Genomic DNA, 21,254 nt, shown 5'->3' with positions numbered 1-21,254 from the left:
GGTTATTTTTAAAAAATGAAAATCAGGTGTTTGGAGAGATTATGAAATCAATTAAGTTTTTACTGGCCTTGTGTTCACTGTCATTTGCCTTGCAAGCGTTTGCATTGACCGATGATGAATATATGGAGTTTACCGAGGCGCTGACGGGTGGCAATATCAAAGTCGTGAAAAAGTTTGTCGAAGCTGACCCTTCATTGGTCAACCAGAAGTTCTTTGCCTGGGAACCCCTGCAAATGTCCGCATCCAAAGGCAAGCTGGATGTGGTGAAATACCTGGTTTCCAAAGGGGCGGATCTGAACTATGTGCATCCGGCCAGCCGCAATACCGCGTTTCATATGGCCGCATTTATTGGCGATACTGAAACCATGAAATATCTGGCCTCTGCAGGCGCAGATGTAAACAAGAAACTCAAAGGCGATGTTTCGTTGATTCGTTACTTCAGAGAAGAAAATAACCAGAAAATGGTAGATTTACTGACCCAGTTAGGCACCAAAGATGATGGCTGCCAGGAAGAAAAATGCTTCTAATCCTCGAACTGGCGAGGGGGTGTTGATAAAAACGGTCATGAGTTTCATGGCCGTTTTTTTGTTTGCGGGTCAGGTGCCAGTATGGGTGATCGTTGCATCCACTGTGTAACCGCAGTCACTCACATCACCATGCCCATTCAGAATAATGTGAGCTCAAATTCATCATGTGTGACGGGGGTAGCATGAAGTCATTATTCAGCAGTGTGTTTTTCATTTATCTTGCCTGCGCCGGCCTCTGCGCGCATGCGCAAGACCCGCAGGCGATTCGAACGCTGGCAGCATCTTGTGCCGCCTGCCATGGCCCGGCCGGCAACAGCCTGGGCGGCACAGCGACACTGGCTGCGCTCAATCAAGCCTATTTTATCCAGCGCATGCAGGGCTTTAAAGACGGCTCTGTCAGCGCGACGGTGATGCACCATCATGCCAAAGGACTCACAACAGAAGAGATTGCGGACTTGGCGGCCTATTTTGCACAACAACCCAGACAGACGCCTCCCGCCTTGCCCAAGCAATCTTTTTTGGGGAGACAGTGATGACCGCCGCATTTGAACACCCCCCCCTGACGCCCAATGGCCGCAGACAATTTGTACGTTCCATCGTCTATGGCGGTCTGGCCTTTTATGGTCTGCCTGCGTTTGCACGCGCGAGCAAACCACCGCTTGGCCATGTCGTCGTGGTTGGTGCAGGCTTTGCAGGGCTCACGGCCGCCAAATATTTACGCGACTGGAGCATGGGCAATCTTAAAGTCACTGTGATCGAACCGAATCCACAGTTCATTTCTTGCCCGCAAAGCAATCTGGTCTTGGGCGGCAGCCGCACACTGGACGACTTGAGTTTTAGCTATGCGTTGTCACGCAAACAGCATGGCATCGACTGGGTACAAGACACGGTCACCAGTGTTGATCTAACCAACAAACAAGTACAGCTGACGCGCGGTCATCTGCATTATGACCGCCTGGTTCTGGCCCCCGGCGTTGACTTCAATTACGCAAGCATCACCGGCATGACCACGCCAGTGACCGACATCCCTCATGCCTGGAAAGCTGGCCTGCAAACTTTGCAATTACGGCAGCAACTGGAGCAGATGCCGGATGGCGGCGTATTTGTGATGACCATCCCGCCCGGCCCTTATCGCTGCCCGCCCGGCCCCTATGAGCGCGCTTGCCAGGTGGCGCATTACTTCAAACAACAAAAACCGCGTAGCAAAGTCGTTATTCTGGATGCCAATGCCGATATCGTGTCGAAAAAAGGCTTGTTTTTGCAGAGTTTTCAGGGCGCATACAAAGACCTGATTGAATACCACAACAACAGTACCATTCTGCAGCTGGATCCGGTGAGCAAAACAGTCAAAACTGACTTTGAATCGGTCAAGGCCGATGTCCTGAATGTCATCCCGCCGCAGCTGGCAGGCAAGGTTACGCAAGTGGCTGGGCTGGTCAATGTGGATCAGCGCTGGTGTGAGGTGGACTTTGTCACCTATGCCTCTACGCTGCAACCGGACGTGCATATTATCGGTGACAGTATTTCTGCTGGCTTGCCCAAATCCGCCCATATGGCGACCTCACATGCAAAGGTGTGTGCCGCAGCCATCATCGCCATGCAAACCGGTCACGCGCCCAATCCACTGCCGGTGTTTGCCAATACCTGCTACAGCTTTGTCGATGACCAGCAGGCCATGCATGTCGCCAATGTTTATCGTTATGACCCTGTTAAGAAAAGCATGGTGTCTGCAGAGGGCGGCGGCGTTTCAGCCAAGGCCAGCGTTCAGGAAGGGGAATATGCCCAGGCCTGGGCGCAGAATATCTGGGCAGATACGTTGACATGATGACTGCCGTGCTCAGTGCTGTCAGAGAACAGCAGTCACTATTGGCTGGCCTGATGCTGATCGGCCTGGGCATGGCAACCGGTTTGCATACTGCCACCGCGCAACCTCTGGCGACAGACGCCCTGCGCAATCTCAAGGCGCCTGCCGGACTGCAAATTGAGCGCTTTAGTGATGTGAGCGCCTGGGGCATGCCTCGCATGCTGGCGCTGGATCCGCAAGGTCAGTTACTGGTGAGTCTGGCGGACACTGGCCGTATTCTGAGGCTAGACCAAACGGGTCATGCCGAGGTGATTGCACAAGGACTCAATGCTCCGCAAGGCCTCACCCTGCTAGGAAAAGACCTGCTGGTTGCGGAGCAAACCGGCGTGGTGAAATTGCCCTGGCAAGACAGCCATTGGGGGCCGCCACAGCCGTTTATCCGCCACTTGCCCAGTGGCGGCCACCCCCTCAAAACGGTCAAGGTGTCGCCAGATGGCTATGTCTTTGTCAACGTGGGCTCCAGCTGTAATGTCTGTGTGGAAGACAACCCGCTACGCGCAACATTACTGCGCTTTACCGCAGATGGCCGCCCTGCCGGCACGCTGGTCACGCTGGGCTGGCATGCCCAAAGCGCGGTCTGGGCGACGGGACTGCGTAACACACAGGGGTTCACCTGGCATCCACAAACAGGTGCGCTGTTTGCCACCAACAATGGTGCCGACAATCGCAGCAGCCAGGCTCATGGCGCCGTTGATGATGACCTGCCACCTGAGCACTTGAACCAGATTGAAGGCGGAAAATCCTATGGCTGGCCCTATTGCTGGGGCGATCCGGCACAACCAGGCAAGCTGTTTGCAGACCCAAATATGCCAGGCGCCGCAGGAACCTGCCAACAATCGCAGGCGCCCGCCCTGCTACTCCCCGCCCACAGCACACCGATAGGCATCACTTTTTTGCAGCACAGCCAGCTTCCCGCAGAAATGCGTGAGGATGCCATTGTCGCGCTGCACGGTTCATGGAACCGCAAACAGCCCAGCGGCTACGCCTTGCTGCGTGTACAATTCAGGAACCAACAACCTGTCGCAACCGTCCCATTCATTGAGGGTTGGCTACAAGACAATCAGGCCTGGGGCCGACCGGTAGACGTGATCGTCGGCACGGATGGCTGGCTCTATGTGAGTGATGACCTGACCGGCTGGATTTACCGTATCCGTGAGAAAACGCTGTAATAAAAGATTTATGCCACAGACCCGTTCTGGTCTGGGTGAATTGTTTGAGGAGATTGAAATGAAACGTCTTTTAACGTACTTAAGCGGCGCCCTGTGCCTGGCTTTGACGCCTGTTACCCAGGCAGGTGCCCAGCCTTCATTGGTCATTCAGGTGCCAGAGTCTTTTTACCAGCATCCGGTGCGTTTGCTCAACCCCTATTTAGTTTACTGGCACAATCGCGCTGAAATTGCAGAGTCGGTTGGCTTGAACAGCTTTCAGGCACAACATTACACCACATCCAGCTGCCAAGCCGAAGCACAAGGCCAGGCATTGGTCGTGATCGAACCGAATATGTTTTACAACCCGCAAACTGGGGTGTTTTATAGCGAGATTACGGCCAGAGTTTATAACACCCCGGCTGCGGATAGCGCGCTAGGCAAACCACTGATGACGGTGAAAGGCGAAGGCCAGTCGCGTGGCTGGCTGACCTACAATGTAGAGAATTTTGCCCGACAGTCCTACCAGCAGGCATTTGAGCAAGTGATCCAGAAAATCCAGCAAAACCCGGCTTATGAGCCCTCTGTCGTAGCCGCGCCCGTTCAAACCTACCAAGCCTTGTGCAACAGCATTGATACGCTGTCACAACCTAAGGCGCTGTTCTAGAAAGAAAATATGCAATCATTCATCTCGAACACACCGTCATGGATACAATGGCTGTTGGCCAGCAGCCTAACCCTGACCAGCCTGGCCAGCCATGCGCACCCCCTGGAGCCGGTCAAAGGTCTGCTGACGCCCGAGTCCGTCGTACAAGCGGCCGATGGCAAAATTTATGTGTCAGAAATCAATGGCTTTGGCCAGGATGGCGACGGGCAAATCCGTGTACTGGACCATGGTCAGTCCTCCGTCCTGGTGCAAGGGCTGGATGACCCCAAAGGCCTGGTGATCATTGCCAATGACTTGTATATTGCGGACAAAACGCGGGTACTGCGCGTCGCGCTCAATCAGCCAGGCGCGGTTGCAGAAGTGTTTTTATCTGCCAACGAGTTCACCAAACCGCCACAATTCCTCAACGATCTGGCGGCAGATGCCAATGGCAATCTGTATATCAGCGATAGCGGCGACATTTTGGGCACAGGAAAAGGTGGTGCCGTTTACAAAGTGACCCCGCAACGCCAGGTGACTCTGCTGCTGGATGGCAAGATCGATGAGCGCATTTTGGCGCCAAATGGTTTGCTGGCCGATGCCAAGGGCGAACACCTGCTGTTGGTCGACTTTACCTCTGGGGTGCTATACAGCTACGATCTGGCAGGCAAATCACTGCAAGAGATGGCACGCGGATTTGGCGGCGGCGATGGCCTGGTCAGGCAAGCCAATGGTACGATTTATGTCAGCGACTGGAAATCCGGCAAGATTTTCAAGGTGGATGCACAACATAAAGTCACCTTGATCAAACAAGGTTACCAATCTGCAGCCGACATCGCGCTTAGCCAGGATGACCATCATCTGCTAGTGCCGGATATGAAAGCAGGCGAACTGGATATTCTGCCTTTGCGCTAATCAGCACGGATGCCAGGCCGTGGCCTGGCATATTTGTGGCTTGTAACAGGCAAAAAAAACCACGCAGAGCGTGGTTAAAGTGAGAGGATACACACGAAACCGCTGATTGCCTAAACGACGCTGCAGGGAATTCAGCGCGCTTAGGCAACTTCACAGTTACTTGGTTTGCGCAGTTTTTTTGTCAATCTCCTTTTGGGAACTGACCGCTGGCTGCGCACCAGCGTGTTTGGCGACTTTCAGATGCCTTTGCATTTCTACCTGATCATGTGGTGAGGGATTTGTCCCCGCCCACACGGGCATCGAAAGTAAATATCCTGTCATTCCTATGATCAGCAACACGCGTTTTTTCATGATCACTCCTTATCAGGTTCCAACCCGTTGATCCTTAGTGTTTCTTGGTCAGCGTCTTTACTTCTGCGCTGTCAACGATTCACACGATACGCCTCGGGCCTTACAGCTAACTTACGCGCGCCTTGCACCAAGCTTACAACCCGTCAATCCGGCTTGCATTGAGGTAAACTGAGCGTATTCAAACCAGCAGGTGAAAGCGATGCGTCTATTAATAGTGGAAGATGATTTGGTGATTGCAAACGGTCTGGTACGTGCATTGACGCAAGCGGAATATGCCGTGGACCATGTGACAGACGGCAAGCAAGCCTTACGGGCAATTAATGATGATGTATATGATTTGGTGATTCTGGATTTAGGCTTGCCCACCATGGACGGGATGACGATATTGTCGCACCTGCGCCAGCAAGCCAACCCGATTGCCGTCCTCATTTTAACCGCGCGAGAAGATGTCGCGACACGCGTACAAGCGCTCGATATCGGCGCCGATGATTTTCTCACCAAGCCGTTCCACCTTGAAGAACTCGAAGCGCGGGTGCGTGCCCTGATCCGCCGCAGCAAGCTGGGCAATAACCTGCCACTGCAATGCGGTAACTTGAAACTGGATGTCGCCAACAAACTGGCGACCATCAATGACCAACCAGTCACCCTGTCTGCACGCGAACTGCATTTGCTAGAAACGTTGATGATGCGCATGGGTAAGATCATTGCCAAAGAGCAGATCATGGAATCGTTATGCAACTGGGATGAGACACTGGGCGATAATGCCATTGAAGTGTATATCCATCGCCTGCGCAAAAAAATTGAGCCCAGTGGCGCCAATATTCGCACAGTGCGCGGCTTGGGCTATATGCTGGAAGCCGAACAACATGCGCAGTCCTAAAGGGTGAGCAGACCATGATGCCCCCGCTTTCGCTCAAAAGCCAGCTGCGCTTGTGGCTGTTGCTGCCCATGCTGGTTGTGCTGGGCGTTTCTGCCGCCTTGTCTTACTCACGCGCCCTGCTCTATGCCACACAGGCCTACGACCAGGCCTTGTTGCGGACCGTGCTCGCGCTGGCAGATGAGGTGATTATTGATAGCCACAATCAAGTCAAAATTGAGATCCCCGAGGTCGCCAGCCATTTGCTCAGCTATAACGAAGGCGATCACATTTACATCAAAATCAGCGACCCCAAGGGTAAACTGGTGTTTGGCGAAGCGCATTTACCCTTACCCAAGCAACTGCCTGCGGGCAACCAGCAGGTTTACTATAACAGCCACTACAAGGGCGAAGCGATCCGCGCCGTGACCTTTGGCCTGCCAGAGAGCGAGGCGGCCAATGCGCGCAACATTCTGATCAGCATGGCCGAGACCACGGGCAAACGGGATGCCATGGTCGCCGAAATGGTCGAAGAAATGCTGTTGCCGCAAGTGCTCATGATGTTATTGGCCGCCATTGTGATTGAATTGGGTATTTATTTTGCCCTCAAACCCTTGCAAGACCTCAGGGAATCTTTGCACCAACGCTCTTACCGCGACTTGAGCGCGCTGGATACGCAAGCGACGCCAAACGAACTGCAACCCTTGCTGCAAGCGATGAATGCGCTACTCGCACGGGTCAAGGCAGGCTTGCAACAGCAGCAGCAATTTATTGCCGATGCCTCACACCAGCTGCGCACACCGATTGCCGGGCTGCAAACCCAGGCTGAACTCGCCTTGCGCAGCCAGCCGCCAGAAGCCATTCAAGAGCCGCTCAATTACATGCTGCGCAGTACCACCCGCTTGTCACACCTGATACAGCGGCTGTTGACCATGGCCAGAACCGATGCCGCTGTTTCGCAACTGCAATTTCAGCCGGTGTCACTCACCAAAATCATTTCAGATGAATGCGCGCGCTGGATTGGGCCAGCCAGCAACAAACAGTTAGAGCTCGATGTCATGATTGAAACCCAGCAGGATCAAGTGCTAGGCGATGCGCTCATGCTCTCTGAACTCTTAAACAATCTGCTGGAAAACGCCATTCAATACACCCCCCAACAAGGCCTGTTGCAGATCCGATTATCGCAAGCGGGCAAATTCCTGGTGCTGGAAGTGGCAGACAGTGGCATTGGCATTCCTGCCGATCAAACCACCCTGGTTTTTGAGCGCTTTCACCGGCTTGACCCGAATCAGGGCAATGGCTGCGGCCTGGGGCTCGCTATCGTGGCCGAAATTGCCGAACATCATAACGCCAGCATCACAGTCACTCCGGGGCTGGCACATCCTGTCAGTGGTCACATTGGCAGCCAATTCACGGTAAAATTCGAACGCTATGACGAACGACTGCCTGAGAACCCGCGCCCTGCAAACCCTGACCCTAAGGGACCCGCAACAAAAATGTCTTGAGGTCGCTGCCCTGTGGCAAGCCTGCCTCACTGGCGCGCTGAAAATCCGGCCACAGCAGGCATTATCCGCAGACGACCAGAGTATTCCCGGCCGGCCTGAGCGCCCGGCCTTAGTGGCACCGGCCAAAGTGCAGCGCCGAGCCATGAACACGGCCGAAGGCCGCGCCGCCTTGATTCATGCATTGGCGCATATCGAATTTAATGCCATCAACCTGGCGCTGGATGCGGTCTGGCGCTTTGCCGACATGCCTGAAGCGTATTACCGCGACTGGCTGCAAGTGGCCAAAGAAGAGGCTTATCATTTTTCGCTACTGCGCCAACATCTGCAGCAGCTGGGCTTTGATTATGGCAATTTTGATGGTCACAACAGCCTGTGGGAGATGGTCGAAAAAACCCAGGCCGATGTCCTGGCCCGCATGGCGCTCGTCCCACGCACCATGGAAGCCCGTGGCCTGGATGCCACCCCACCCCTCAAGCAAAAACTGTTACAAGCTGGCGACCAGGCCGCCGCCGCCATCCTCGATATTATCCTGCGCGATGAAATCGGCCATGTCGCGATTGGCAACCGCTGGTTTGGCTATTTGTGTGATCAACGCCAGCTCGACCTGGTGGATACCTTTGAACAATTGCGCCAACAATATCATGCGCCCAAACTGCGCCCACCCTTCAATCTTGCAGCACGCAAGCTTGCCGGCTTCACCGATATTGAGCTCGCCTATTTGAATGGGGATTGCAGTGCGTAGGAATTATCGTGAGTGGATCAACACAGCATACATGAACATGCTTTGTTGAATTATATGAGCATCAAATATAATGCTTTTCAACTGATCAAGCTGCAACGGTGCGTATTACTATCCCTAAAGTATTAAATTTATTTTTGAGTTTCATCGCCTAGCTGGCATGACCGCATCCCATAAGGTAGCAAGAAGCTGGTGACTGCGTACAGGAGAACCCTAAATGCAATGTGGAAAATGTAATCCTCAACACCTGGGGATAGACTTTTCAATGGCGTTTCAACCCATTATTGCCTTCGAGCACAAACAGATTTGGGGATATGAAACACTGGTACGTGGCCTGGAAAACCAGCCAGCGGCGTTCATTCTGGATCAAATTGACGCCTCCAGTATTCATCGCTTTGATCAAACCATCCGCTCAAAAGCCATCAGGCTCGCCAATCAGTTACATTTTGACCAGATTCTGTCCATCAATTTTTTACCAAACGCAGTCTACAACCCTGAAAACTGTATTCAATCCACGCTCGCCGTGTGTGATGAACTCGGTTTTGATAAAAAGCGCATCATGTTTGAGGTGACCGAGGCAGAGAAAATCACCGATCATGCGCATTTAAAAAACATTTTTACCGAATACAAAAAACATCAATTTCTGACCGCGATTGATGATTTTGGCGCGGGTTATTCTGGCCTGAACTTACTGGCTGAATGGCAGCCAGACATTATCAAGCTGGACATGAACCTGATCCGCGACATAGACCAGAATAAAACCAAACAACTGATTGTGAAAAGCATCCTGGATGTGTGTCGCGGACTCAATATCGAGGTGATTTCAGAGGGCGTCGAGACCCGCGCTGAACTCACGGTACTGGTCGATTTTGGCATCGACCTGTTTCAAGGCTATTATTTTGCCAAGCCCTTGTTTGAAGGACTGCCAACCGTGGCTGAAGACTGTTTTAGCCTGGCTAGCTCACCTGACCCAAGATAGCTAAAAAGCCACTCACTTGCCAGCATGCATCCATGACCGGTCTTTAGTAAACGACCTCAGGCATGCACACTGACAAGATGATGACAGACTCAAACGGGCTGCGTCATTTCAGCAAAATCCAGTGCCTGCCATTGCCCTGCAACATACCGCCAACGTTGCCCATCCTCTTCACACCACAGGTGTAACCAGCCATGGTTGACCAGATGGCTGATGACCGCATGCCTGTCGATAATCTGGTCAATCTGTCTGCGGCTTGCCACAATGACCACCGTCAAGCGGAGCGGTTCATGCATCCACTGCTGGCCATCATGCAATGACTGTTTGGAGAGACCGATTCTGAGGTCACCGCCGTTGCCCTCAAACACGCCGATGCGGCCACCAACAACGTTGTGTAACAGCTTGTTTCCGCTCCCAAGCTTGACTGGCTCACAGGTCGAGGCATGGTACTGCCAGTTAATCCAGTGCGTCACCAGCATGGGGGCCGTCATCAGTTGCTCCAATAACGCCCCTTCAATATCCGCCGCCGCATCATACTCATGCAAAAATGCCCGCCCGGCCAAATTCAAATGTCTGGTACGCGCCCGGGGGGCCAGAATAAATGCCGCATTGTTGGCCAAGCCCCATTCCGGCCGGGTCTGCGCAGCGTCATTGGCACGCTGGCGAAAAGCTTTGAACAAACGGCCGGCATCGATGGCTTTTGTTGACTGCATTGAGGTAGAGGCTAACTGTGCCCGCACAACTTCACCAGCAGCGGTAAACAGCTCAGCCGCCTGCTGCCAGCGAGTGTGCGTTGCGGCTGGCAGCAGATCAAGATCAAAGCCTTGCAACGCTTGTGTGGTAGTGTTGTGCAAGGCGGCAACAAACCAGGTTTCGGCGGGGATCGCCATGCCCATACTTGCCAGCTGCGCCCTCACCTCGACATCATTGAGCACGGCAGCCAAGGCACGCGTGTTTACCTCACCAGACTGTCCGCAACATGCGCCGCAATCGAGGCTGGAGGCATGCGCATTGTTTTTGCTCTGGCTGGCATGCCCCACCAGTATTACCAGCGGCGCCAATCCGCTGGTCAGGCCTAAACTGTTGAGTACCCGCGCGGCAAGCTCGGCTTTTTCGACCACGCTCACCGCTTGTAACTGAGGCCGGGTCAATGCGCGGTATTTTTTCGGCAAGCCATGTTGATCAAGCGAACTGCGGGCATGCAATTGCGGCTTGATCATGGCTAACAAGGGTTTCAAAAACAGGGGGCCCGCGCTCTCTACCAGCGAAAAGGCCGCTCCAGGATATTTGCTCAGTCGGCTGACCTGGCCAGACAGCATAAAATTGCTGAGCCGCTTTTGGCCGACTTTTAGCTGTAGCGCTTTGCTACCGGCCTGTGCCACTTCGCTTATCGCCTCTGAACCAGCAAGGACTTGATCACGGACAGTTAAGCTAGGGGCCAGCAGACCTGGCAACTGTGGACGCTGATAGTCGGAAGCAAAAGGCTGATAGGCAATCGGCAAGCCAAAAAAGCCCGCCGCGCCCAGCGTTTGTATATTGGGTGACAATGATTCTATTGCCCGCCGGATCGGTTCACTGCGCACATCAATACAAAATGCGGCCTGAATCAGTGGCGTGGGTGTCGGTGTTGCAGCCTCCGGCATCTGGCTCAGTTGTTGCGCCAGCTGGCGCTGATAACCGATTTCCAGTGCCAGTTGCCAGACCTCATCCACTTGCAATGCCTGTTCTGCAGCTTGAATTTTTTCAGCCACATGCTGCCATTTTTGCTGGATGACCCTAATGGCGCTGTTGGTTGCATTGAGGCCTTTGCATTGCATTAAAATCACGCCCCATGCCAACCGAATCGCCAGCAAATCACGCAAGCTGTCATCACTCTTGCCTTGTAATCTGGCTTGCCAATCCAGATAAGCACACCAGGATGCCCAGCCATTCACCGTGAGCAATACCGCCTCAAAATAATCGGCCAGCACGGCTTCATCCAGGCCCAGCGCCTCGACCACCCAGCGTTCAGCCTGTTGGCGATTGCGTGGCAAATAATCCAGAAACTGGTGGATGTTGGGCAAGCCCATCAACACGCCAATGCCATGGTCATGCACGATCATGTCACGCCAGAACTGGTACAAGCCACCTGCACGCTCAGGCTGCCAGTCTGACTGGTCCCGGTCAAAATACGCGGCACAAGTCTGGCTGACCTGATGCGTAATGGCATCGCGCCAGGTCAAGCGCTGAAACCGCTGGGCATCGTCATCGAGCACATCTATCAGTAGCGGTAATTGGGTAATGGCAAGCGGCGTCGATAACTGGGCGACTGCCTCTGCAATAGTGGTCTGCCTGAGCCCGAGTTGTGTCATGGCCTGGGTTAAGTCCTGTGCAGACATGCGTCCTTGCTGCCAGGCATGTAACAGATGACTTCTGGCCGGAAATACTTGCAGATCGCCTAGCACAGCCATGCGTGCCGCTACAGTTCTCACTGGCAAGTGGACTCTTTTCCAATGCGGGTTGACTGCAATCGACTGATCCAGCGGCCAGGTAGGCGCAATACTGTCGCACGCACGCTGGCAGGCCTGGTCTATCACCTGCTCACGGATAGACTGTGTTTGCCCATGGTGACGCCCTGGGAATACTTGGTCTTCAATAAAAAACATCTTTTGGTTCCTTATCCATTCATTTCAGAAGTGCGCCTAGTCATTGGCATGCGTGCTTTTGCCCCAACTAACCGGCCACAAACGCAAGACCCATCGCGTGTAAAACTCATCCAGATAAAACCCGGCATACACCGAGCGATGCAGCACAGCCAACCGCGCGGGCATCTGCTGGATCATGGTCGTGGCAAGGTACAGCATGAGCATGGCCAGCACACTTAACCATCCGCCCGTGGGGGAAGGCTGATCGTGTATCCCGAGGGGAAGCAGGTGAAACACCACACTAACGGCGGTCAACCCCATGGCAAGCACACTGCCGAACAGCAACGCTTGCAGTTGCAGGCGCAGAGTCAGTGCCTGCCCGACCTGCTGCCACAATACAGGGGCCCAGGCCAGCGCCAGTATCAGGCTCCACCAGGCTGGCCACAGCTGGGTCCCCAAGACCGCCTGTACCCCGAACACAATCACCATGGTCAACACCGGGGCAAGCAACATGCTCAACTTGGCAAAGGCCGCTTTACCCGCCATCTGCTGCAAGCGCGTGTGTGTGACAATGTCGGCGGCGGACAAAAAGGCATAAGCCTTGTAAATCGAGTGTCCGATCAGGTGCAGCGCCGCAAAGGTGTATAGCCCCAGCGCGCATTCCACTATCATGAAGCCCATTTGTGCCACGGTGGACCATGCCAGCCTGACCTTGATACTGACCCGGGTAAACATGACCAGCGAGGCAAACAGGCATGTCACCAGCCCAACCGCTAACAATACATGTCTGGCCAGTGTTGCCTGTTCGAACAAGGGGGCAAAGCGGATCAAAACATAACCAGACAGGTTCACCACACCGGCATGTAACAAGGCAGAAACAGGCGTCGGTGCTTCCATCACCTGGATTAACCAGCCATGCACCGGCAGTAATGCCGTTTTTAAAATGACCACCGCCACCAGCAGCATGGCACACCAGCTACTCAGCTGCGACAAGCCATGCACGCTAACATGTGAAAGAAAGACTGAAATCTGTGCGCTTCCGGTTTCGACATAGGCGATCAAGGCCGTCAACATCAACAGACTATCCGCCAACACATCCGCCACGGTCTTTTTGTGCGAAGCCAACAGTGCAAACGGCCGGTCTGCATAAAAACACAGCAAGTGCTTTAAACACACGCCAATGGCTGACCATGCCGCGACAAACAACAACCAGTGATCAGCAATCAGCAGCACATGCACACTGGCAAGGACCAGGCTTAAAGCGGTGACAAAGCTTTTCTGATTGGCCTCACCTTCGAGGTATCTGGCAGAAAAATGTCCGATCACCCACCCCAGCAATTGCACCAAACAAGCCATCAGCGCCTGCAGAGGGGAAGCAGCAATGCCAAACGCACTGAAAAAATTGCCAGGCAACGACTGGACATGCAGACACACGGCTGCGGCGGATATACCTGCCGCCACAAGCGCCACGCTGAGCAGACGCTTAAACAGTTGCCAGCCACGGTCATGTTGCCAGGGTAGTACTCCACTCAGCAGCCCAGCCAGCCACATGATGGCTCCGGGTACCAGTGCAAAATAAATGACAACGTCCATTAACACGGCCTTTCATGACCAAAAAATACATTGATAAAACAGAACATAAAACACACTTTAATAGAAGATAAAGATTAACCGGAGGTGGGCCCATCAATTGCCTCAGATTGTTGGGTGACCATCTCTTGCACCGACGCGCTTGTCGCCGTCTCACCCTCTATTGGCGCCCAGACTTCAGGCAGTAATTCAATTAGAATTTCGCCCTGGGTGACCACCTCCTCACCATTTATTTCTACGTTCTTGGGATAAACCGTCACTGTTCGACCATCAATTTCAAGCCGCTTCATCATCACCATTTCACCTATCTAACTATATTAAAAAACCAAATAGCGGGTGATGCAGATTTTGACGGATGATTTTAATTAGGTAAAATATATAAATATTAATTTTATGTTCTATTTTATTTATATATGGCGAGACTCAATTATCATCACTTGCAATATTTTTGGCATATCGTGAAAGTGGGTAGCTTGACCAAGGCAGCAGAAAAATTGCATATCTCGCAATCCGCGCTGTCTTCACAGATCAGACAACTGGAAGAAAGCCTGGACTGCGCATTGTTTTTACGACAAGGGCGTAAACTGGTGTTGACGGAGTTCGGTAATTTGGCGTTTTCCTATGCCGATTCGATTTTTACCAAAGGCATAGAACTCGAAAACTTGCTGAGAAAAGGCATTGCGTCTGAGAGTCAAACGTTGCGGATTGGTGTGCTCTCTACCATGTCCAGAAACTTCATCGAGAGCTTTGTGGAGCCGTTACTGAATCACTCGGAGATCAAACTCGAAATTTCTGCCAGCGGACAAACCAACTTGCTCAATGCGCTTTCGAATCACCAGATAGACCTGGCACTTACCAATATCGAAGTGAGAGGCAATACTGACCAGTTATGGGAGTGTATTCTGCTAGACCGGCAACCCATCAGTGTGATCGGCCCGGCAGAGATTGAGATCAAACACGGATTTTCGGCCAAATATGCGGAGTACAACTGGATTTTGCCCAATCAGGACAGCCCGATTCGGGCGGCCTTTGATGGCTTGTGCGCCTTGCATCACCTGGAACCTCACATCGTGGCCGAAGCGAATGACATGGCGATGTTGCGGCTGTTAGCGCGTGACAGCCGGGCACTCACCGTCATGCCGGAGGTGGTGGTTAAAGACGAGTTAAAAAACGGTGTGCTCAAATCCTTCACGCAACTGGAAGGGATTTTTGAGAATTTCTATGCAGTCACGATCAAAAAACATTTCCGCAAGTTTGAAATCAGCCAATTGGTGAATCAGTTTCTAGTCAAAAAAAGAGCGCTCTAGCCCTCTTGAAATTTTTTTGCGCATCCCTATTTTCACGGTATCAGCAACTCTGCTGATACCTTTTCGCCACTGGAGGCATGATTGCCAGTTGCGTCTGCAAACGTCTCCAGTGGTGGTTTTTGTTGAACTTATTCGCTAAGGAGAATTGAACATGAATATTCGTCCCCTGTATGACCGCGTCATAGTCAAGCGAGTCGAACAACAACGTACGACCGCTTCCGGCATTGTGATCCCAGACACGGCTGCAGAAAAACCCGAGCAAGGCGAAGTCATCGCTGTCGGGAGCGGCAAGTCCCTTCAAGATGGCAGCCTGAGAGCCCTGGCAGTGAAGGTCGGTGACCATGTCTTATTTGGCAAATATGCCGGACAAACAGTCAAACTCAATGGCGAAGAGGTATTAGTCATGCGCGAAGAAGACATTCTCGGTGTGATTGAACCCGCCTCTGCCGATCTCAAAAAAGTCGCTTAATCACTTTGTTGCTAAGAGAGAAAGGAGAATTGAACCATGGCAGCAAAAGATGTGAAGTTTCATGACCACGCCCGTCAAAAAATTGTAAAAGGCGTGAATATCCTGGCCGATGCGGTCAAGGTCACCCTGGGCCCCAAAGGCCGCAATGTGGTGCTGGAACGCAGTTTTGGCGCCCCGGTGATTACCAAAGATGGTGTTTCGGTCGCCAAAGAAATCGAGTTGCAAGACAAGTTGGAGAATATGGGCGCGCAAATGGTGAAACAAGTCGCGTCTAAAACCGCGGATGTCGCAGGTGACGGTACGACTACCGCCACCGTACTGGCGCAGGCGATAGTGCAAGAAGGCATGAAGTCGGTCGCCTCAGGCATGAACCCGATGGACCTCAAACGCGGCATAGATAAAGCAGTGGCTGCGTTGGTGGATGAGCTCAAAGTCATGTCTAAAGCCATCACCACCAATAGAGAGATTGCCCAGGTAGGCTCTATTTCTGCCAACTCGGATACCGCCATTGGTCAGATCATCGCCGATGCTATGGAAAAAGTTGGCAAGGAGGGCGTGATTACGGTAGAAGAAGGCAAGTCACTGCAAAATGAGTTGGATGTGGTGGAAGGCATGCAATTTGACCGCGGCTACATCAGCCCCTATTTTGTGAACAATCCGGACAAACAGGTGGCGGCGCTGGATGAGCCGATGATTTTGTTGTATGACAAGAAAATCAGCAATATCCGCGACTTGTTGCCGACGCTGGAAAACGTAGCCAAAACCAACAAGCCTTTGCTGATCATTGCCGAGGACGTGGAAGGCGAAGCGCTGGCGACACTGGTCGTCAACAGCATGCGTGGCATCCTCAAAGTAGCTGCCGTCAAAGCGCCAGGCTTTGGTGATCGTCGCAAAGCCATGCTAGAAGACATTGCCATCCTGACCGGGGCCACCGTCGTCTCAGAAGAAACCGGCATGCAACTGGAGAAAGTCAGCATCGAGCATTTGGGCCGTGCAAAACGGGTTGAAATACACAAAGAAAACACCGTGATCATTGATGGCGCTGGCGACCAAGCCAAGATTAAAGCCCGTGTGCAGTCTATTCAAACCCAAATTCAGGAGACCACTTCTGACTACGACAAGGAAAAACTGCAAGAGCGCGTGGCCAAACTGGCTGGTGGTGTCGCCGTGATTAAAATCGGTGCGGCCACCGAGGTCGAAATGAAAGAGAAAAAAGACCGTGTCGATGACGCCCTGCATGCAACCCGCGCTGCGGTGGAAGAAGGCATCGTCCCTGGCGGCGGTGTGGCTTTACTGCGGGCTCGCAGCCGTATCGGTGCCCTCAAGGGGGATAATGATGATCAGGATGCTGGCATCCGCATCGTGTTGCGCGCAATCGAAGAACCCTTGCGCGCGATTGTGAAAAATGCCGGAGAAGAGCCTTCTGTGGTCATCACCAAAGTGCTTGAGGCAACGGGTAACACCGGCTACAACGCCGCGACAGGTGAATATGTGGATATGGTGGAAACCGGTGTGGTCGACCCCACCAAAGTGACTCGCACCGCGCTGCAAAATGCCGCCTCGATTGCCGGGCTGATTTTGACCACCGATGCGACCGTGGCCGAATTGCCCAAAGAGGACAAAAAAACGCCTGCGATGCCTGAGATGGACTACTAAGCGCGATCAGCGTGATGCCATCAACGATAAAAGCCCCGCAAGGGGCTTTTTTTCTAGCTGAGCAAGATCAACTGCACGCCGAAAAGAGCGGCAGGTGGACTCAAGCAGGTCTTCTGGGCGGCAGATGCCTGAACGTAATACGTCCTTTGCCCATGTCGTAAGGCGACATTTCGATGGTGATTTTATCGCCCGCCAAAATACGTATTTTGTGCTTGCGCATTTTGCCGCCGGTGTAGGCAGTCAACTGATGCCCATTGTCCAGCGTCACGCGATAGCGCGCATCCGGCAACACTTCAGTCACTGCGCCCTGCATTTCAATCAATTCTTCTTTAGCCATGCGATTCCTTTTTCAATAATGAAAAAAGCCCGAAACCGGGCTTTTTACTGCGCCACTTAGTCAGGCGTGACTATGCAATCACCTGAATCGCAGAAGCTTGTTTGCCTTTAGGGCCAGTCGTTTCGTTGTATGAAACGCGCTGGTTATCCGCCAGGCTTTTAAAACCTGCTGATTGAATCTCGGAAAAGTGAGCGAACAAATCATCGCCACCCTGATCTGGAGTAATAAAACCAAACCCTTTTGCATCGTTAAACCATTTGACAATACCTGTAGCCATATCTAAATCCTTTGTAAAAAATGAAAGGGAAACCCCTTGGAGGGCGAGGCACAAGTAAGCGGGATTAACGAGAGAACCAGAAGATACCACCAGAGAAAACAACAATGCTTGAACGTCGCGTGCAATCACTATGCGCTTTATGCACCACAATAGCAAATGTTATTTTCAAAAAAACCAAAATAAATCAAATATTTATTTAAGCATCTACCCCGAAAAGCATTCAATACGCGACAAATCGAATCATCAAAAAACTCAAGGAATCGCCTGTGGGCGAGCGCAGGCCTCATTCTGCTAAATAAAAAGCGCCCAAGCCACCCTTGAACGCTTTATGTAGGTGGCGATGACTCGATAGCAGAATTCTGGAATCATGGAGCAACCGTGCAGATGAATTAGACCGATAGCAAGCTCGCTACGCCATCCAGCCCCACCACATTGAGCGCATACATGGCTTGCTGTTGCACCACTGGTTTGGCGTGATAAGCCACGCCCACCGCGGCAACCGCCATCATTTTGAGGTCGTTGGCACCGTCACCAATGGCAATCGTTTGTGCGGCCGACAGGCCCAACTGATCACGCAGTTTAGTGAGCTCATCAGCTTTGCGCTGGGCATCGACGATCTCACCCAGGACTTGGCCGGTGAGTTTGCCGTCTATGATTTCCAGCGTGTTGGAGACCGCGTAATCCAGCCCCAAGGTCTGTTGGACGTGGTTGGCAAAAAAGGTAAAGCCGCCAGAGACGACCATGGTTTTGATGCCGTGTTGCTTGCAGGTATTGATCCAGGCTTGCGCGCCGGTATTAAAACGAAGGCGCTCATCAATCACGCGTTGCAATGCGGTCGCTGGCAGGCCTTTGAGCAAGGCCACACGTTTACGCAGGCTGGCAGAAAAATCCAGCTCGCCACGCATGGCGGCTTCGGTGATCTCGGCGACCTGCGGTTTGAGGTTCATCATGTCGGCAATTTCATCAATGCATTCAATGGAGATCAGGGTGGAGTCCATATCCATGACGCACAAGCCCATGTGTTGCAGCCTATGGCCATCTTGCACCAGCGCGCAGTCTATCTGCTGACTGGCGCAAAAAGCCTTCACTCCCAGATAATCCGCTTCTGGCACCGGCAAATAGTAGGCATGTTCGCCCACTTGCATAAACTGCGCATGCCCGCCCACCAGGCCATGAAGATGGGAAAGATGAGCCATGGTGATGGCCGGCCCTTGAACCACTAAACGCATGATCACTACCGTCGATTAAAAGACTGGATTATAGCAGTTGCCCGTGCATCGCATTGATAAGCGTGCTTTTTTGGGAGTATTTCTGTTTTTGGATTGCCCCCGGCAATGATATGCTTGGCAAAAATTAAAACTGGTTAAACTCAACACCCTAGGGATTACAATGAAACAAGACGCACAAACGCTGCCATGGCTGAACCTGCCTAACCTGCCCTTACCGCTTAAAGCCCTGTTTATTGGTTATCTGCTCGTGATTGGCGTCGGCCTGTGTATGGCTGGCCTGCAAATAATGCTCACTCACGGCATGGCCGATGGCAAATTCGGCTTGTCCGTGAACGATATTGTTTACAGTTATTACGGTGACCGCAGTGGCACCAAACTGGCGAGCAAACTTAATGGCTCCATGTCTGACAAGGCACCCCTAGAGGTCCGCCAGGACATTATCAAATGGGCGCAACAAGGCGCGCCACAAGACCAATGGGAATCACACTTCAAGCAGGTGTTTGCGCAGCATTGCGTCATGTGCCACAGCAACATCCCCGGCATCCCCAACTTTAACAACTATGATGAAGTTAAGGCGCGCGCAGAGGTGAATGAGGGCGCAACGATCAGCGGCCTGACGCGGGTGTCGCATATACACCTGTTTGGCATCAGTTTCATTTTCTTTTTTATCGGCCTGATTTTCAGTTTTGCCGTGAATGTGCCCAAACCTGCCAAAATCATTGCCATCGCCTTCCCGTTTGCTTTTCTGATTATGGACGTGATGTCGTGGTGGCTGACCAAGTTGTCACCACACTTTGCCTGGTTGACGATTATCGGTGGCATTGGCTACAGCCTGGCCTCCAGTTACATGTGGGTGATCAGCATGTATCAAATGCTGGTACTGTCCCGCAATGGCAAAGTCTACGGCAATGCCTGGGCGCAGGACTTATAAGCGACGACGCATTCGTTAACGCTATCGCGTTAAATACGTTTAAAAACCGCACAGTTGTGCGGTTTTTTTATTTGCAGTCTAGCCTTGATAGGGTATTTGCGCGAAAATAGATGCTTAACTATCAAAACCTCTGAATTTTCATGAATCTGCACGAATACCAAGCCAAACAACTCCTGCAAAAATATGGTTTGGCCACACCGGCTGGCCTGGTCGTTCAATCCGAAGAAGCCGCTGCGGCAGCCACCAAAGAACTGGGCGGTGAAGCCTGGGTGGTCAAAGCCCAGGTGCATGCCGGCGGTCGCGGCAAAGCGGGTGGCGTCAAAGTGGTTAAATCTGCATTAGAAGCGCAAACCGTGGCAGGTAGCCTGCTTGGCAAGCATTTGGTGACTTACCAGAATGCGCCGGATGGCCAACCCGTGCATCAGGTGCTGGTGGAGCAAACCCTGCCGATTGCACGTGAGCTTTATCTTTCGATGCTGGTAGACCGCACGCTGGAACGCGTGGTTATGGTCGCTTCCAGCGCAGGCGGCATGGATATTGAAGAGATTGCGGCCACCCAGCCAGAAAAAATCCTGCAGGAAGTCTGTGACCCGCTCAATGGACTGGTGGACTTTCAGGCGCGCAACCTGGCGTTTGGCTTGGGCCTGAGTGGTGACCAGATTGGAGCGTTTACCAAGCTGGCCAAAGGCCTGTACAAATTGTTTAAAGACAATGACTTGTCACTGCTCGAAATTAACCCGCTGATTGTAACCGCTGAAGGAAAACTGGTGGCGCTGGATTGCAAAATGACGGTAGATGACAACGCACTTTACCGTCAAAAACCGTTTGCAGAGATCCGTGACTGGTCACAAGACGATGCCAAAGAAGCGGAGGCCCATCATAGCGGCCTCAATTACATTGCCTTAAATGGCAACATTGGTTGCATGGTGAACGGCGCTGGCCTGGCCATGGCGACCATGGACTTGATCAAGCTGCATGGCGGCATGCCTGCCAATTTTCTGGATGTCGGCGGCGGCGCAACGGCTGAGACCGTGACCAAGGCCTTCAAAATCATCCTGGCTGACGCTAATGTGAAAGCGATTCTGGTCAATATTTTTGGCGGCATCATGCGTTGCGACATCATTGCCACCGGCATTATCACCGCAGTCAGAGAGGTGGGCATGACCATTCCGGTCGTGGTGCGGCTGGAAGGGACCAATGTCGAATTGGGCAAGCAGATGCTGCGTGAGAGTGGCCTGAATATTATTTCTGCAGAAGGGCTGACCGATGCCGCCCAGCAAGCAGTCAACGCAGTGAACAAGGGTGTGTAG

Annotated in this window: 22 protein-coding genes; 15 read left to right on the top strand and 7 right to left on the bottom strand. The window is 52.6% G+C overall.

The annotated features are described in order from the left end of the window. The first annotated feature begins 41 nt into the window (after positions 1-41). The 6 genes from ACFQ1T_RS07345 to ACFQ1T_RS07320 all read left to right on the top strand — a co-directional run bounded on the left by ACFQ1T_RS07345 (position 42) and on the right by ACFQ1T_RS07320 (position 5,097). The gene (locus ACFQ1T_RS07345; protein WP_194748297.1) at positions 42-527 is read left to right on the top strand and encodes an ankyrin repeat domain-containing protein; all 486 of its coding nucleotides are present in this window, start codon (positions 42-44) and stop codon (positions 525-527) included. Positions 528-709: 182 nt separating this feature from the next. Beyond that, entirely contained in the window at positions 710-1,060 is a 351-nt protein-coding gene (locus ACFQ1T_RS07340; RefSeq protein ID WP_194748298.1) for a c-type cytochrome, read from the top strand. Next, the gene (locus ACFQ1T_RS07335; RefSeq protein ID WP_379075282.1) at positions 1,060-2,352 is read left to right on the top strand and encodes an FCSD flavin-binding domain-containing protein; all 1,293 of its coding nucleotides are present in this window, start codon (positions 1,060-1,062) and stop codon (positions 2,350-2,352) included. The genes ACFQ1T_RS07340 and ACFQ1T_RS07335 overlap by 1 nt, the downstream gene beginning before the upstream one ends. Further along, complete coding sequence (locus ACFQ1T_RS07330) at positions 2,349-3,560, top strand: PQQ-dependent sugar dehydrogenase (RefSeq protein ID WP_379075279.1); 1,212 nt, start codon at positions 2,349-2,351, stop codon at positions 3,558-3,560. Before ACFQ1T_RS07335 ends, ACFQ1T_RS07330 begins: the two co-directional genes overlap by 4 nt. Before the next feature lie 58 nt (positions 3,561-3,618). Beyond that, complete coding sequence (locus ACFQ1T_RS07325; protein ID WP_194748300.1) at positions 3,619-4,203, top strand: hypothetical protein; 585 nt, start codon at positions 3,619-3,621, stop codon at positions 4,201-4,203. Between the two features lie 9 nt (positions 4,204-4,212). Further along, positions 4,213-5,097 carry an SMP-30/gluconolactonase/LRE family protein gene (locus tag ACFQ1T_RS07320; protein ID WP_313986521.1) on the top strand — a complete coding sequence of 295 codons (885 nt, stop codon included), beginning with the start codon at positions 4,213-4,215 and terminating at the stop codon, positions 5,095-5,097. 156 nt (positions 5,098-5,253) lie between these two features. Here ACFQ1T_RS07320 and ACFQ1T_RS07315 read toward each other — a convergent pair whose 3' ends face one another. Then, entirely contained in the window at positions 5,254-5,448 is a 195-nt protein-coding gene (locus tag ACFQ1T_RS07315) for a hypothetical protein (protein WP_379075274.1), read from the bottom strand. 199 nt (positions 5,449-5,647) lie between these two features. Here ACFQ1T_RS07315 and ACFQ1T_RS07310 point away from each other — a divergent pair, with 199 nt between their 5' ends. The 4 genes from ACFQ1T_RS07310 to ACFQ1T_RS07295 all read left to right on the top strand — a co-directional run bounded on the left by ACFQ1T_RS07310 (position 5,648) and on the right by ACFQ1T_RS07295 (position 9,527). Then, positions 5,648-6,328 (top strand): response regulator, encoded by a 681-nt coding sequence (locus tag ACFQ1T_RS07310; protein WP_194748303.1) that lies wholly within the window; start codon positions 5,648-5,650, stop codon positions 6,326-6,328. A 14-nt stretch (positions 6,329-6,342) separates the two neighbouring features. Continuing rightward, positions 6,343-7,809, top strand: a complete 1,467-nt coding sequence (locus ACFQ1T_RS07305; protein WP_379075271.1) for a sensor histidine kinase — start codon at positions 6,343-6,345, stop codon at positions 7,807-7,809. After that, positions 7,736-8,551, top strand: coding sequence for a ferritin-like domain-containing protein (locus ACFQ1T_RS07300; protein WP_194748304.1), 816 nt, complete (start codon positions 7,736-7,738; stop codon positions 8,549-8,551). The genes ACFQ1T_RS07305 and ACFQ1T_RS07300 overlap by 74 nt, the downstream gene beginning before the upstream one ends. A 262-nt stretch (positions 8,552-8,813) precedes the next feature. Further along, positions 8,814-9,527, top strand: a complete 714-nt coding sequence (locus ACFQ1T_RS07295) for an EAL domain-containing protein (protein ID WP_379075268.1) — start codon at positions 8,814-8,816, stop codon at positions 9,525-9,527. 89 nt (positions 9,528-9,616) lie between these two features. Here ACFQ1T_RS07295 and ACFQ1T_RS07290 read toward each other — a convergent pair whose 3' ends face one another. The 3 genes from ACFQ1T_RS07290 to ACFQ1T_RS07280 form a co-directional block, all read right to left on the bottom strand. Further along, entirely contained in the window at positions 9,617-12,169 is a 2,553-nt protein-coding gene (locus ACFQ1T_RS07290; RefSeq protein WP_379075265.1) for a YbcC family protein, read from the bottom strand. A 36-nt stretch (positions 12,170-12,205) separates the two neighbouring features. Further along, the gene (locus ACFQ1T_RS07285) at positions 12,206-13,741 is read right to left on the bottom strand and encodes an NADH-quinone oxidoreductase subunit L (RefSeq protein ID WP_379075262.1); all 1,536 of its coding nucleotides are present in this window, start codon (positions 13,739-13,741) and stop codon (positions 12,206-12,208) included. Between the two features lie 74 nt (positions 13,742-13,815). Further along, positions 13,816-14,031 carry a hypothetical protein gene (locus tag ACFQ1T_RS07280; protein WP_194748308.1) on the bottom strand — a complete coding sequence of 72 codons (216 nt, stop codon included), beginning with the start codon at positions 14,029-14,031 and terminating at the stop codon, positions 13,816-13,818. A gap of 120 nt (positions 14,032-14,151) precedes the next feature. Here ACFQ1T_RS07280 and ACFQ1T_RS07275 point away from each other — a divergent pair, with 120 nt between their 5' ends. From ACFQ1T_RS07275 to groL, 3 genes are all read left to right on the top strand, one after another. Then, positions 14,152-15,045 carry a LysR family transcriptional regulator gene (locus tag ACFQ1T_RS07275; protein ID WP_194748309.1) on the top strand — a complete coding sequence of 298 codons (894 nt, stop codon included), beginning with the start codon at positions 14,152-14,154 and terminating at the stop codon, positions 15,043-15,045. Between the two features lie 151 nt (positions 15,046-15,196). Next, a complete protein-coding gene (locus ACFQ1T_RS07270; protein WP_313986538.1) occupies positions 15,197-15,514 on the top strand; it encodes a co-chaperone GroES in 318 nt (105 codons plus the stop codon). A 36-nt stretch (positions 15,515-15,550) separates the two neighbouring features. Further along, positions 15,551-17,170, top strand: a complete 1,620-nt coding sequence (gene groL / locus ACFQ1T_RS07265; RefSeq protein WP_275355999.1) for a chaperonin GroEL — start codon at positions 15,551-15,553, stop codon at positions 17,168-17,170. Positions 17,171-17,270: 100 nt separating this feature from the next. On the opposite strand, the gene infA is transcribed toward groL, so the two are convergent. The 3 genes from infA to serB all read right to left on the bottom strand — a co-directional run bounded on the left by infA (position 17,271) and on the right by serB (position 19,013). After that, positions 17,271-17,507, bottom strand: coding sequence for a translation initiation factor IF-1 (infA, locus tag ACFQ1T_RS07260; protein WP_018985872.1), 237 nt, complete (start codon positions 17,505-17,507; stop codon positions 17,271-17,273). A 70-nt stretch (positions 17,508-17,577) separates the two neighbouring features. Further along, complete coding sequence (locus tag ACFQ1T_RS07255; RefSeq protein ID WP_194748312.1) at positions 17,578-17,784, bottom strand: cold-shock protein; 207 nt, start codon at positions 17,782-17,784, stop codon at positions 17,578-17,580. A gap of 389 nt (positions 17,785-18,173) precedes the next feature. Then, the gene (serB, locus tag ACFQ1T_RS07250; protein ID WP_379075255.1) at positions 18,174-19,013 is read right to left on the bottom strand and encodes a phosphoserine phosphatase SerB; all 840 of its coding nucleotides are present in this window, start codon (positions 19,011-19,013) and stop codon (positions 18,174-18,176) included. Positions 19,014-19,173: 160 nt separating this feature from the next. Here serB and ACFQ1T_RS07245 point away from each other — a divergent pair, with 160 nt between their 5' ends. Both ACFQ1T_RS07245 and sucC read left to right on the top strand, forming a co-directional pair. Then, the gene (locus ACFQ1T_RS07245) at positions 19,174-19,944 is read left to right on the top strand and encodes an elongation factor-1 alpha (protein ID WP_194748314.1); all 771 of its coding nucleotides are present in this window, start codon (positions 19,174-19,176) and stop codon (positions 19,942-19,944) included. 140 nt (positions 19,945-20,084) lie between these two features. Then, on the top strand, positions 20,085-21,254 hold the full coding sequence (gene sucC / locus ACFQ1T_RS07240; protein WP_194748315.1) for an ADP-forming succinate--CoA ligase subunit beta: 1,170 nt from the start codon (positions 20,085-20,087) through the stop codon (positions 21,252-21,254).

Source organism: Methylophilus glucosoxydans (assembly GCF_042676145.1).
Taxonomy (GTDB): domain Bacteria; phylum Pseudomonadota; class Gammaproteobacteria; order Burkholderiales; family Methylophilaceae; genus Methylophilus; species Methylophilus glucosoxydans.
Note: the sequence above shows the minus strand (reverse complement) of the source record. Positions and strands in the feature narration are given on the sequence as shown.

Excerpts from the sequence above, each read along its gene's own strand:
- ACFQ1T_RS07325 (WP_194748300.1), top strand. The coding sequence starts at position 3,619 with ATGAAACGTCTTTTAACGTACTTAAGCGGCGCCCTGTGCCTGGCTTTG.
- ACFQ1T_RS07335 (WP_379075282.1), top strand. The coding sequence starts at position 1,060 with ATGACCGCCGCATTTGAACACCCCCCCCTGACGCCCAATGGCCGCAGA.
- ACFQ1T_RS07255 (WP_194748312.1), bottom strand. The coding sequence starts at position 17,784 with ATGGCTACAGGTATTGTCAAATGGTTTAACGATGCAAAAGGGTTTGGT.
- ACFQ1T_RS07285 (WP_379075262.1), bottom strand. The coding sequence starts at position 13,741 with ATGGACGTTGTCATTTATTTTGCACTGGTACCCGGAGCCATCATGTGG.
- ACFQ1T_RS07330 (WP_379075279.1), top strand. The coding sequence starts at position 2,349 with ATGATGACTGCCGTGCTCAGTGCTGTCAGAGAACAGCAGTCACTATTG.
- ACFQ1T_RS07345 (WP_194748297.1), top strand. The coding sequence starts at position 42 with ATGAAATCAATTAAGTTTTTACTGGCCTTGTGTTCACTGTCATTTGCC.
- serB (WP_379075255.1), bottom strand. The coding sequence starts at position 19,013 with ATGCGTTTAGTGGTTCAAGGGCCGGCCATCACCATGGCTCATCTTTCC.
- sucC (WP_194748315.1), top strand. The coding sequence starts at position 20,085 with ATGAATCTGCACGAATACCAAGCCAAACAACTCCTGCAAAAATATGGT.
- ACFQ1T_RS07305 (WP_379075271.1), top strand. The coding sequence starts at position 6,343 with ATGATGCCCCCGCTTTCGCTCAAAAGCCAGCTGCGCTTGTGGCTGTTG.
- ACFQ1T_RS07315 (WP_379075274.1), bottom strand. The coding sequence starts at position 5,448 with ATGAAAAAACGCGTGTTGCTGATCATAGGAATGACAGGATATTTACTT.
- infA (WP_018985872.1), bottom strand. The coding sequence starts at position 17,507 with ATGGCTAAAGAAGAATTGATTGAAATGCAGGGCGCAGTGACTGAAGTG.
- ACFQ1T_RS07270 (WP_313986538.1), top strand. The coding sequence starts at position 15,197 with ATGAATATTCGTCCCCTGTATGACCGCGTCATAGTCAAGCGAGTCGAA.
- ACFQ1T_RS07300 (WP_194748304.1), top strand. The coding sequence starts at position 7,736 with ATGACGAACGACTGCCTGAGAACCCGCGCCCTGCAAACCCTGACCCTA.
- ACFQ1T_RS07340 (WP_194748298.1), top strand. The coding sequence starts at position 710 with ATGAAGTCATTATTCAGCAGTGTGTTTTTCATTTATCTTGCCTGCGCC.
- ACFQ1T_RS07275 (WP_194748309.1), top strand. The coding sequence starts at position 14,152 with ATGGCGAGACTCAATTATCATCACTTGCAATATTTTTGGCATATCGTG.
- ACFQ1T_RS07295 (WP_379075268.1), top strand. The coding sequence starts at position 8,814 with ATGGCGTTTCAACCCATTATTGCCTTCGAGCACAAACAGATTTGGGGA.
- ACFQ1T_RS07245 (WP_194748314.1), top strand. The coding sequence starts at position 19,174 with ATGAAACAAGACGCACAAACGCTGCCATGGCTGAACCTGCCTAACCTG.
- ACFQ1T_RS07290 (WP_379075265.1), bottom strand. The coding sequence starts at position 12,169 with ATGTTTTTTATTGAAGACCAAGTATTCCCAGGGCGTCACCATGGGCAA.
- ACFQ1T_RS07280 (WP_194748308.1), bottom strand. The coding sequence starts at position 14,031 with ATGATGAAGCGGCTTGAAATTGATGGTCGAACAGTGACGGTTTATCCC.
- ACFQ1T_RS07320 (WP_313986521.1), top strand. The coding sequence starts at position 4,213 with ATGCAATCATTCATCTCGAACACACCGTCATGGATACAATGGCTGTTG.
- groL (WP_275355999.1), top strand. The coding sequence starts at position 15,551 with ATGGCAGCAAAAGATGTGAAGTTTCATGACCACGCCCGTCAAAAAATT.
- ACFQ1T_RS07310 (WP_194748303.1), top strand. The coding sequence starts at position 5,648 with ATGCGTCTATTAATAGTGGAAGATGATTTGGTGATTGCAAACGGTCTG.